The following is a 10624-nucleotide window of genomic DNA, read 5'->3' on the forward strand; positions in this document are numbered from 1 at the left end:
CGGCGGCGCTATCGGACAGGCTCCCAGGTGAGGATCCCGCCGTCCGCCATCAGGGCCATGTGCAGCCGTCCGTCCGCCAGCGTGTAGCTGCGCACGTAGGGCAGTTGAGTCTCGAGCAGCGAGCCCATCGACGGCGGGGGGCAGCTCATGCGCGTGGTCGCAAGCGGTCCCACGGCGAGGGATCCGCCGGCGCCGGAGGGGGCGGCCTTCCAGGGCGCCCAGCCCCGGTTGCAGTCCAGCTGCAGGGCCGCGCGCCCATCCGGGCCGAAGAAGATCGTGTAGCGGTCCGGCGCCGTCGGGGTCGTGCGGCCCTGGGCGTCGTCCATGGATTGGAAGGCGACCAGCCGCCACCGTGTGCCCCCCAGCGCCGGGCTCTCGCCGTCCGGCCCCTGGAGTCGCGCAGGGGCGCAGCCCGCGAGGAGAAACATCGCCGGCAGGAGAGTCCGGAGGTGACCGGCGCGGCGGGTCATAGGGCAGCGTCAGCCGCCCACGACGAAGGCGTCGGGGAACTCGTAGCGTTCGGTCGCGCCGATGGCGATCCGGTTGAGGTCCCCGTCCTTGGTGGCCTCGAAGGCGCCCGACATCGCGTCGGAAGAGGTGGCCCGGCCGCCCGCGAAGTAGATGTGGCGCTTGCCGCCCGACGGCAGCGTGATCTCCACCGTGGCCTCGCCTCCGGCAAACCGCATCACGCCGGCCTTGCAGCGGCCCAGGGGCGCGCCCGCGCCGATCGCGCAGCCGACCTCGGCCGTCGCATTGTACTGCGTGCCGGCCACCTTCGCATCGGCGCCCAGGGCGGCGGTCGCAGCAGCCCCCGTGACGCCGATCGTCAGCGTGTAGTTCGCCAGTTCGTTGCGCCGCGCGGCGCTCCGCATCAGATAGACCTGGACCCGATAGTCGCCCGACGCGGGAAGGCGGCGGCTGACCCGGTTGTCCGAGAGGTCGCTGGTCGCCAGGGCGGCGTCGGAGCCCGGGGTCGCGCCCGGCGCCCAGATGTTGAAATAGTTGGCGCCGTTGCTGGATTTCAGCGTGACGTTCAGCGTCTGCCCGGCCTTCGCGCCGACCACATACTCCACCGTGGCGTCGCCGCGGATCTGGCCCACGATCGTCTTCGAACTGGTTCCCCGGGCGAACTGGACGCGTTCGCTGCGCGGGGCCTGAGCCGTGGCCGCCGAGGCTATGGCCAGAGCGAGCCCGGCGAGCGCGACGATAGCGGTTCTGGGCATCAGACGTTCCTGAATCTGGCCGACGGTTCGCCGACGCGCGGGGCCGCCAGCTGATCCCCACGGCGCATGTCGACGGCGGTTGCGCAGAGGGCGCGCAGCTCCCGGCGGTCGTGCGTGCCGCGCAACGCGGTCTCGACGGCGACGAACCCTTCGCGCTTCAGCTGCTGCTTCAGGCTGGCCAGCGAGACGAAGAGCCCGGTCTCGGCCAATGCGAAGGCGCGCTCGACGATGGCTTCGTAGTGCGCATCGAAGCGGAGCCGACCCGCGCCGGCCTCATCGCAGGTTCGGCGCGTCTGGCGGGGCGGCGATGCAAGGCGAACAGGCTCGCTCAACGGCTTGGTCCTGACCTGCAAAGCCCCAACGCCTCGTTTCCCAGGCCATGCGCACCGCCGGGCCGTGGCGCGATGATCCGGCAATGCGACAGCGCGTCCTAGTGCGGCGTCCGCCAGGGTTGTGACGCAATGCGCCGCCGCCAAGACTGGCGGGCTTCGTCTCAACGATGGCGCGCCCCGCCATAGGCATTGCCGCGCCGCGTCCCGAAGCTGCCCGGGATGCCAAGATCGGGTCAGTTGGTCGTGGGGGCGGTGTTCGCGGTGGCCTTGGCCGCCGCGCAGGCTGGTCCTGCGCCGGCGCAGCCGAGGCCGGCGACCGGCGCATGGGGCGTCGACCTGGCGGGCCTGTCGCAGACCGTGCGCCCCGGCGACGACTTCTACCGGTACGTCAATGAAGGCTGGCTGGCCCGGGCGCGGATCCCGCCGGGCATGGCCGAGATGAACGTCGGCGCCGAGGTTTACCTTCGGACCGAGACGCAGGTGCGGGCCGTCATCGAGGGCGTCTCCAGCGGGACCCACGCGGCAGGGTCGCCGGAGCAGCAGATCGCCGACTTCGCGCGATCCCGGGCCGACGTCGCACGGCTGAACGCCCTGGGCCTGGAGCCCATCAGGGCGGACCTGGACGCCGTCCGGGCGATCCGCACCCGCGCGGATCTGGCCCGGCTGATGGGCCGGCCCTTCCAGGGCTCGCCCATCGTGGCCGGCGTGCTTCTCGATCCCGGGAATCCGCGCCGCCACGTTCCCGCCATCGCGCAGGGCGGCCTGACCATGCCGGACCGCGACTACTACCTCAGCGCCGAGGAGCCCTACGTCGGCCATCGGGCCGCCCTTCGCGACTACGCTGCGGACCTGATGCGCCGCGCCGGCGTCGACCGGCCGGAGACGCGCGCCGACGAGGTGCTGGCGATCGAGGTCGGGATCGCACGGGCGCACTGGAGCGGCGTCGAAACCCGCGACCGGGTGAAGATGTACGATCTCAGGACGCTGGACGAGATCGAGCGTTTCGCACCGGGCTTCGAGTGGCGTGTCTTCCTCGCGGAACGGAAGCTCGACAAGGCGGCGCAGTACAACCTGCTGACGAACACGGCCGTCCAGAGGCTGGCGCGCCTGTACGCGGAAACGCCCCTGGAGGCGTGGCGCAGCTACATGCTGTTCCATGTCCTGGACGGATGGGCCGGCGACCTCGGAGAGGCGTGGCAGGAAGCCTCGTTCGGCTTCCACCAGAAGCGGTTGATGGGCGTGCCGCAACGCCGGCCGCTCGCGGATCGCACGGTGCAGGACGTCAATGCCGCCATGGCCGAGCAGATCGGCCGCATATACGCCCGACAGTACTTCCGACCGGAGTCCAAGGCCGAGATCGATCGGATGGTCCGCTACATGCGCGACGCGTACCGCGAGCGCATCGGCCGCCTGGACTGGATGGACGACGCCACGCGCGCCGAGGCGCTGGCGAAGCTGGACAAGATCGTCAGCTACATCGGGTACCCCGACCGCTGGCACGACCTGAGCCCGATCCGGATCGCGCCCGACGACCTGGTGGGCAACCGGCGGCGGATCGCCGCCTGGAAGCTGGACGACGAGTTGGCCCAGCTCAACGCGCCCCGCCGTGATTGGGAGTGGCCCTATCCGCCGCAGGAAGTGAACGCCGGCTACATGGCCGTCTTCAACTCGATCACCTTCCCGGCCGGGATCCTGCAGCCACCGTTCTTCGATCCCGGCGCGGATCCCGCCGTCAACTACGGGGCCATCGCCGCGGTCATCGGCCACGAGCTCGGCCATGCCTTCGACGACCAGGGCAGCCGGTCGGACGGGGATGGACGTCTCCGCGACTGGTGGACCTCGGCGTCCCGCGCGCAGTTCGAGCAGCGCACCGCCCGACTGGTGGCCCAGTACGATCAGTATTCCCCGGCCCCCGGCGTGAAGCTGAGCGGCAGGCTGACGCTGGGCGAGAACATCGGCGACTTGGGCGGCCTCTCCATCGCCTACGACGCCTATCGCCGCCACGTCCGTGAGCAGCAGGGCGGCGCCGCGCCGGTGCTGGACGGCTTCACCGGCGACCAGCGGTTTTTCCTGTCGTGGGCCCAGATCTGGCGGTCGCTCTCGACGCCCGAGGACATCCGACGCCGCGCCCTGACGGACAATCACAGCCCGGGCGAGTTCCGGACCAACGGCATCGTGCGGAACCTGGACGCCTGGTACGCGGCCTTCGGGGCGCCGCCCGACGCAAAGCTCTACCTGCCGCCCGAGGAGCGCGTGCGGATCTGGTGATGAACGCGAGCGCGAAGATGAAGCGAGACTGCACAAGGAGACGAGCATGCTGAAACACAGGCGGCCGATACTGGTCGGCGCGGTGATCGCCGGAATGATCGCCGGGCCCGCGCTGGCCCAGCCTATGGATCTGATCGGCGCCAAGGCCGGCCAGGCCGAAGGAAGCCTCGCGGCCCGGGGCTATGTCTTCGATCACAACGAGGGCGGCGAGCAGCTCTGGTGGCGCGAGCGGGGACGCGAGTGCATCAGCCTCTACGTCTCGAACGGACGCTACCGCGATGTCGAGAGCCGGTCGTCCGGCGACTGCAACCTGTCGCGTGGCGGCGGCGGCAAGAAGAAGGACAACTCCACGGCCATCGTCGCGGGCGCGCTCGCCGTCGGCCTCCTCGCCGCTGCGGCCGCCAAGAGCAAGAAGGACCGCGACCGCGACCGCGACGACGACTACGGCGGCAGCAGCCGTCCGTATTCGCCCGACCGGGGGGTCGATTGCTATCCCGCCCAGCGGACCTGCTACGAGCGAGGCCGCGGCTACTCGGCCTACTGGACCAACCGCGAATTCAAGTATCGCTACTAGGAGAGCGCGAACATGCATCCTATCCGACATCTCGCGCTCGTCTCGGGCCTGGCCATTCTGGCCGGTTGCTCGCCGGCCAAGGCGCCGGACGCCCCAGGGTCGGCGTCCGCACCGACCGGGCGTGACGCCGCCCGGGTCGAGACCGGCCACGTGGTGACAGGGCTGATGGCCCATTCGTTCAACGCCGAGCAGCAGGGCCGCATCCTCAACATGGGCTACTACATGGCGGCCTCCGCGCTCTGCGCCGACCTGGAGGTCGACGCGCAGAAGCTCGGACGCGCTGTCGAGGCCACGCTTGCGCTCGGCCCGGCCGACGCCACCGAGGCTCAGAAGCGCTCGCAGCACGAGGCCCTGCTGATGTTCCTCGGCATGAGCAGCGGCGCCCTGATCGGGTCGCATGTGGAGGACAAGGCGGCCTTCTGCGACGACGCCAAGAAGCTGCAGGGCGGTGCGCCGGAGACCCACCTGTTCGTCGCGGGCGCGCCGTCCGCGCCTTCCACGGCGCCACTGCCGGCCGAGCCGCCGGCGGCGCCGGCCGCACCGGCGAAGCCCTGACGGCAGGCGGCGCGGCGACCGCGATCGCCGCGCCGCCTGCGGGGCGCCTCAGTTCAGCGACGACATGGTGATCGCCAGCGCGACCGCGCTGATGATGGCCGTGGCGAGCATGAATCCGCGCAGGGCCAGCAGCACGGCCCGCAGCGAACTCAGCCCGAACGAGCGTCGGAACCAGAATGCGTTGGCGGCCAGGTACCAGACCGCTCCGGCGGACATGATGCTGGCGCCGATGGCGGGCGGGCTGTGCAGGCGCAGAACGATCACCCCGGTTGCGACCATGAGCACGAAGCCCCCGGCGGCGAAGCACTGGCTGAAGAAGGCGGGACGAAGCGTCTGCCGGGTCAGCGGCAGGCCCTTGAGGCGCACGTACTCGGCGGCGAACACCAGCGGGAAGATCGCGTAGAGGAGCGAGCGGGTGGCCAGCGTGCCCTGGGTGGACTTCATGAGCTGGCCGGCGAGCCCGGTCGTGGCGGACGGTGCGAGGTGCGCCGTTCGCTCCAGGATGTAGCAGAGCACGACCGTAAGCATCAGAAACAGTGGCGGGCTCAGCGTGTCCGAATACTGTTCCTCGGGCGCATCCGACTGCTGGTCTATGGCATAATCGAGTGTATTGACCGGGTTTATGAGGATCCGAAAAAGAGTTCTCGGGTAGAAGAGCAGCCAGGTCATCACCTCGTAGATGAATTCCTCGAAAGACCGGATGATCCTCATCAGGTCCATGCAGCAACTCTCCAAACATGGGGCAGGTGTCCATGCCCCGCCCCCTGCAGCTTTATCCGGCTTCGCCTCGCTCGCCATTGACGTGTTCCGCCACGGCTGTGTCTCCTTCCGCCGCGGGATGCGGGGCGCCGCTGAGACGGAAGCCGGCGCTCTGCAGGCGCCAGATCAGTCGCCGCAGGCCGGCCATGTTGCCCAGCAGGGCGCTCTCGGCGTCCGGACCCTCGAGCGTGGCGGCCGGCACGATGAGGCCGCCTTTCACCCTGCGGCACAGGCCCAGTTCGATCAGGCGGTTGGTCCGGCGACGCACCGTCTCCAACGGAACGCCCATCGAGGCGGCGACGGCGCGGACGCTGACCGGCCTTCGAACCTCGTCGGGCGGCGCCGCGGCCAGCGTCGCGAACTGACGCGCGGCGGGGTCGACATCGAGGTGGGCCAGGTTGGCCGTCACGATCGCGCGATGCACCAGCACGGTCAGCAGGTCTTCGCCAGGGTGCATGGCGGACAGCCCTTGCAGGGTGCGGAGGAAATGCTCCATGGCCAGGCGCGCGACGAGCCTGGCGATCTGGGCGTCGGACTCGACTGCGGCCCGCCCGGCGCCGATCGGCCTTTGCGGCATTTGCTGACCCCCATCTCGTCGTCGAATTACCCGGATCGGGTCGCTTGCCATCGTCGCCCGGTTGTACCCGGCCACGACTGCGCCCCAAGATGACATACCGGAGTTATCAGTTACGGCAGAGGGCGGAACTCTCGCAACGCCTTTGCCCATAAGCGTTTGATCGACGAGGCCATGACGACACGGGCGTGGCCTCGACATCCATCCGAGGAGGCAGGTGTCCGTGGTCAGCGCAACCATCGCAAGTCGTCAGGCCGGCGAGGCCGACGCAATTCAGCGGCGGCTCGGCGCACTTGGGGACGAATTCGTTCCCATCCTGGTCCTTCGCCAGATCGATGCTTGGCTCTCGCGCCCCGCGTGGCTCTACCAAGGCGCCGAGTTTCTCCTCGAGGCGCCCGACCTACCGCCCTCGATCCTTCTGCGGCACAAGGTCCGCATCCTCCACAACCTGCTGGCCAGTCACGACCTGCATGCGCTCGTCGATCTCTTCTGGCGCGCCATGCAGTGGCCCATGGGGCGGGTGGGCGGCCTCATCGCCGGCTATTCTCCCGATCTGGGCACGGCGGTCGACGCGCTGCTCGATGTCGCACGGATCAGCAATCCTCATCTTGGCGTCGCTGACGGCGTCGAGGCCGGAACGCGCCGGCTGCAGCTCCAGCCCAGGGTGGACCTGGGTCCGGTCGAACTGGTCGTGGCCCTGGGCTTCGCCTTCCAGATGCACCGGGTTCTGACCTCGCGCGCCGGACCGTGCCCCGGACACGTAGAGCTGAGCTTCACCTGGCCAGGGCCCGAGGATCCCGTGCGCCTCCCTGCGCCCGAGCGCGCGGTGCTTCGCTTCGGAACGCCCTCGAACACGGTGGCCTACCCGGCGGACTGGGATCGCCTGCGAAATCCCATGCACGATCCCGTGCTGTGGGAAATGGGACTTCGCATGGCGCGCGCCGAAGCGACGAAGCTGCGGGAACAGTCGATCGTATCCCAGGTTCGCCAGGCCGTTGCGCGATCGCTGCGCGACGACCAGCGCCCGCCTTCGGTTCGGGAGGTGGCGGCGAGCCTGGGAAAATCGATCCGGAGCCTCGAGCGAAGCCTGACCGAGGCGGGCACGATGTTCCGGGCGATTGTCGAGGAAGAGCGCAAGCAGATCGCCGCGGCGATGCTCTCCGAGGCCGATCGGAGCATCCAGGAGATTTCCGATTCGCTGGGGTTCTCGGACCGCACCAGCTTCACCCGGTCCTTCCGGACCTGGTTCAGCGTGCCGCCGGCGGCCTTCCGGATGCAGCTGGCTGCGGGCCGTCGGGCGTTCTGACGCGCGCGCCCCCGCCGCCCGCCGATCTGGCCCGGGCGGCATGGATGGCCGACATCCGCTCGATGTAGTCCGGGGGGAAGGCGAGGATTCCGGTCGCCTCGTCGCGAACCAGCCCGCGCTCGCCCGGACCCAGCCGGTACGCCAGCTTCATGAGCAGGTCGCTGCTGACCCAGGGGCTCGAGCGGAAATAGCTGTGGCCCAGCCCGGAATCGAATCCTTCGACACCTGTGACGTCGATGTAGGAGATGCGGTCTCGGTCGCTGCGAAACAGACGGCTCATCCGATCCGACAGGTCGTCCTCGCCGAATGCCGAGCCCAGTCGCCGGTGACCGGTCAGCGCCTTCGACGCCCTGAGCGCGGAGTCCTTCCGCGATCCGTAGATCACGAGGTGGCGCTGGGCGCCGAGCAGGCCGTCGGCGACCGAGGCGGCGAAGGCGTCGAGGTCTATGTCGCTGCTGAGCAGCACCACGTTCTCGACCTTGCGTCCAAGGCGCGGGCGGCCCGCGGGGGCGTGTCGGTTGATGAGGGCGATCTGCTCCATCGCCCGCACCGCGAGGCGGGTGCCCGCGCTGTGCGCGACCACGTGGATGCGCTCGGCGTCGGTGGAGGATTCGATGAAGCTGATCAGTTCTCGCAGGTTGCGCGCTGTCGCCATGGCCGTCTCGATGTCGCCGACGTAGGCCGTGACCTTGGTCGTGGCGGGCCACGAGTAGGCGATCAGGGCGCCCTGGTATCCGAGGAAGTGCCAGAGTTCCGCGCCGACCAGGACGGGATTGTCGAAGTTCACGCGGAAGCCGTGGATGAAGATGAAGACGTCCTTCTCCGGCGAAGCGGCCAGCCGGGCGTTGACCGCATCCGCCAGCCTTCGCGCCGCGGGGCCCGAGAGGCTGTCGGCCGGCCGTGGCGGCAGGCTTTCGGAATCCAGGACGCCGAACTCCTCGATCCCTCCGACCTTGAGCGCGAGGTCATCTCCCTTGCGCCTCAGATGGGCCTCGCGACGCATTTCGGTCCAGGTCAGATCGGATCGCCCGACCGTTACCTGCGCCGCTCCGGCGCGCAGCACGCCGCCCCGGACGCTGTCATAGAAGACCCCCGGCGCCCCCTGGCCGGGTCGACGGTCCGTGACGTAGAGGACGCCGCCGCCCGGCAACTCGTCGACCCGCTGCTGGTCCGTGGCGGCGCCGGCCAGCACGCCCTTCAGGATCGCTTCCGGTGCGGGCATCAGCTTCAGTGCGAGCGGCCCGGGCGAGGCGCAGGCCGAGACGAGCGCCGCCACAAGCGCAGTCATGCCCAGCGCGGCGGCGCGGCGGCGCAGGATCGTGAGGCTCAGGTTCCGCGACGGCGATGCGGCGCCCTGGACCGGCTGCGCGCGGTTCAATGCGCGGCCCGCCCGCGCCAGAGCTGGAACGTCAGGATCGCCCCGATGGCGAATTCCACGGGATAGAGCCAGACGTCGAACCTCACCGCCTCGGCCTTCTGCGTGATGACGGTGACGAACTGGAAGTAGTCCCAGAACCAGTGGGCGATGATCAGCGGCCAGAGGCTGTTCAGGCGGATCGCCAGCGGGGCGAACATGAAGCCCCAGAGAAGGGTGTAGCCCAGCTGGTACAGAACGGAGGGCGCGGGCTCCCCGCCCAGGATGTTCACCGCATGCAGCAGTGAGAAGCCGACGGAGCTGCCGATGATGGCGGGAAGCGGGTTTCGCCGGCCGAGCAGACTGCGCAGCAGCAGCCCCCTGAACGCGACTTCCTCACCCGCGCCCACCAGGAAGATGACGGCGCCCAGGAACGCGATCTGACGCCATTGGGCGTCGCTGGGCGGTGAGGCGGCCAGCGCACCGGCGTTCACGGCGAACTTGTACGCCAGGACGGCGAAGAAGGGCGCGAACCAGACCAGTTCCTTCCAGCGCAGCTTGCCGAAGCCCGCGCCTTGCCAGCCGAAGTAGCGGATCAGGAAAGCGAGGTTCCCCAGGTTCGTCAGGATCAGGACGAACCAGAAGGTGTCGAACATGGCGAGGTCGCCATAGGTGACGCCCGTGACGGCGCGCATGTACCACATGCCGACGCCCATGATGGCGATGTAGGTGACGGCTGCGATGATCCCGACCGTCGGCGTCGGGGCGGGCTGCGTGACGCGAGGCATTGTCAGGTTTCCGCAGTGCGAGGCCGCCCCGATCGATCGGGGCCTGGAAGATTAGAAACCCCTCACGTCTTTGCACAATTGATGCCGTGTGCGTCGCCCGAAGATTGGCGTAACTCATCTAATCTCTGGCGGACGATATCTACTGCGGCGGGCGGGTGACGCGCCTTCAGCCTGTTCCCGACGGAGCACGAGGGCGCCGGTCTCTCTTCGGCAACCCGCCGCAGTCCTGCGATCGGCGGGTGACGGCGGGCGTCCTTATAAAGTTCCCAGAATTGCCCTCCACCGCGACGCTGGGCTTTTTCGCGGCCGTGACATGACTGGAGGGGGTCTTGCGGCTCGAGGACTGGGATGGTGCGCTGTCGCCTGCGCGGCTGGCGCCGATGGAGGATGCGGCCGTCGGCGCGCGCGACGGAACGCTTGCTGAGGTGAAGCCGGAGGTCGAGGCGTCGGATGCCGAGGCGGCGGCGGGCCAAGATCTCGGCCCCGCGGAGGCGGCGCCATGGCTCGCCGAATGGGAGCCGGACTCGATGGCCATGATGTTCGCTGTCGGCGCGTCCGGCTCTGGCGCGGCCGCCCTTGCCGAGGAGACGGCCCACATCGATCCGCGGCAGATCCTGCGCGACCGGCCCGACGTTCATGCGGCCTTCTACCGGGAGTTCTTCGGTCCCAACAACGATCGCAACTCGTCCGCCTGGCTGGACCGGGTAGGCGGCGAGACGGCGGAGGACTACGCGCGCTACTGGTACGCGACCCACGGCCGCTTCGAGGGATATGCGCCCAGCGCCGCCCTTGCGGCGCCTGCCGAGGGCGTCCCCGGAGAGCTCCATTCGGGCCGCACGACCATCGACGGGATCCCGCTCGCGAAGATCCTGGCCGACCGCCCGGACGTCT

12 protein-coding genes are annotated in these 10624 nt (G+C 69.4%); 5 read left to right on the forward strand and 7 right to left on the reverse strand.

Annotated elements, in window-relative coordinates; genetic code table 11:
• Positions 1-8 precede the first annotated feature (8 nt).
• The 3 genes from JNK30_RS07345 to JNK30_RS07355 are packed head-to-tail and all read right to left on the reverse strand — an operon-like array spanning position 9 to position 1576.
• A complete protein-coding gene (locus tag JNK30_RS07345; protein WP_293481409.1) occupies positions 9-428 on the reverse strand; it encodes an META domain-containing protein in 420 nt (139 codons plus the stop codon).
• Between the two features lie 51 nt (positions 429-479).
• Positions 480-1223 (reverse strand): hypothetical protein, encoded by a 744-nt coding sequence (locus JNK30_RS07350; protein ID WP_293481410.1) that lies wholly within the window; start codon positions 1221-1223, stop codon positions 480-482.
• Complete coding sequence (locus JNK30_RS07355; RefSeq protein WP_293481411.1) at positions 1223-1576, reverse strand: hypothetical protein; 354 nt, start codon at positions 1574-1576, stop codon at positions 1223-1225. Before JNK30_RS07355 ends, JNK30_RS07350 begins: the two co-directional genes overlap by 1 nt.
• A gap of 198 nt (positions 1577-1774) precedes the next feature.
• Here JNK30_RS07355 and JNK30_RS07360 point away from each other — a divergent pair, with 198 nt between their 5' ends.
• From JNK30_RS07360 to JNK30_RS07370, 3 genes are read left to right on the forward strand one after another with little or no spacing between them, the layout of a single operon-like run.
• Positions 1775-3823 carry a M13 family metallopeptidase gene (locus tag JNK30_RS07360; RefSeq protein ID WP_293481412.1) on the forward strand — a complete coding sequence of 683 codons (2049 nt, stop codon included), beginning with the start codon at positions 1775-1777 and terminating at the stop codon, positions 3821-3823.
• Positions 3824-3869: 46 nt separating this feature from the next.
• Complete coding sequence (locus JNK30_RS07365) at positions 3870-4397, forward strand: hypothetical protein (protein WP_293481413.1); 528 nt, start codon at positions 3870-3872, stop codon at positions 4395-4397.
• A gap of 12 nt (positions 4398-4409) precedes the next feature.
• Complete coding sequence (locus JNK30_RS07370; RefSeq protein ID WP_293481414.1) at positions 4410-4952, forward strand: hypothetical protein; 543 nt, start codon at positions 4410-4412, stop codon at positions 4950-4952.
• A 48-nt stretch (positions 4953-5000) separates the two neighbouring features.
• Here the strand turns inward: JNK30_RS07370 and JNK30_RS07375 are convergent, their stop codons facing one another.
• Together JNK30_RS07375 and JNK30_RS07380 are read right to left on the reverse strand one after the other, a co-directional pair.
• Positions 5001-5672 (reverse strand): hypothetical protein, encoded by a 672-nt coding sequence (locus JNK30_RS07375; protein ID WP_293481415.1) that lies wholly within the window; start codon positions 5670-5672, stop codon positions 5001-5003.
• Positions 5673-5724: 52 nt separating this feature from the next.
• The gene (locus tag JNK30_RS07380) at positions 5725-6363 is read right to left on the reverse strand and encodes a hypothetical protein (protein WP_293481416.1); all 639 of its coding nucleotides are present in this window, start codon (positions 6361-6363) and stop codon (positions 5725-5727) included.
• A 145-nt stretch (positions 6364-6508) separates the two neighbouring features.
• On the opposite strand from JNK30_RS07380, the gene JNK30_RS07385 reads away from it, so the two are divergent.
• Entirely contained in the window at positions 6509-7591 is a 1083-nt protein-coding gene (locus tag JNK30_RS07385; RefSeq protein ID WP_293481417.1) for a helix-turn-helix transcriptional regulator, read from the forward strand.
• Here the strand turns inward: JNK30_RS07385 and JNK30_RS07390 are convergent.
• Together JNK30_RS07390 and JNK30_RS07395 are read right to left on the reverse strand one after the other, a co-directional pair.
• The gene (locus JNK30_RS07390; protein WP_293481418.1) at positions 7533-8969 is read right to left on the reverse strand and encodes an alpha/beta hydrolase; all 1437 of its coding nucleotides are present in this window, start codon (positions 8967-8969) and stop codon (positions 7533-7535) included. The genes JNK30_RS07385 and JNK30_RS07390 overlap by 59 nt on opposite strands.
• Positions 8966-9733 (reverse strand): CPBP family intramembrane glutamic endopeptidase, encoded by a 768-nt coding sequence (locus tag JNK30_RS07395; RefSeq protein WP_293481419.1) that lies wholly within the window; start codon positions 9731-9733, stop codon positions 8966-8968. Before JNK30_RS07395 ends, JNK30_RS07390 begins: the two co-directional genes overlap by 4 nt.
• A gap of 329 nt (positions 9734-10062) precedes the next feature.
• Between JNK30_RS07395 and JNK30_RS07400 the strand changes: the two genes are divergently transcribed.
• On the forward strand, positions 10063-10624 hold a 562-nt coding region (locus JNK30_RS07400; RefSeq protein WP_293481420.1), incomplete at its 3' end, for a hypothetical protein.

It is taken from the genome of Phenylobacterium sp., from assembly GCF_016793225.1.
Lineage (GTDB): Bacteria > Pseudomonadota > Alphaproteobacteria > Caulobacterales > Caulobacteraceae > Phenylobacterium.

Bases quoted from the DNA above. Each gene is read 5' to 3' on its own strand.
- JNK30_RS07345 (WP_293481409.1), bottom strand. From the start codon at position 428: ATGTTTCTCCTCGCGGGCTGCGCCCCTGCGCGACTCCAGGGGCCGGAC.
- JNK30_RS07365 (WP_293481413.1), top strand. From the start codon at position 3,870: ATGCTGAAACACAGGCGGCCGATACTGGTCGGCGCGGTGATCGCCGGA.
- JNK30_RS07360 (WP_293481412.1), top strand. From the start codon at position 1,775: ATGCCAAGATCGGGTCAGTTGGTCGTGGGGGCGGTGTTCGCGGTGGCC.
- JNK30_RS07370 (WP_293481414.1), top strand. From the start codon at position 4,410: ATGCATCCTATCCGACATCTCGCGCTCGTCTCGGGCCTGGCCATTCTG.
- JNK30_RS07395 (WP_293481419.1), bottom strand. From the start codon at position 9,733: ATGCCTCGCGTCACGCAGCCCGCCCCGACGCCGACGGTCGGGATCATC.
- JNK30_RS07375 (WP_293481415.1), bottom strand. From the start codon at position 5,672: ATGGACCTGATGAGGATCATCCGGTCTTTCGAGGAATTCATCTACGAG.
- JNK30_RS07350 (WP_293481410.1), bottom strand. From the start codon at position 1,223: ATGCCCAGAACCGCTATCGTCGCGCTCGCCGGGCTCGCTCTGGCCATA.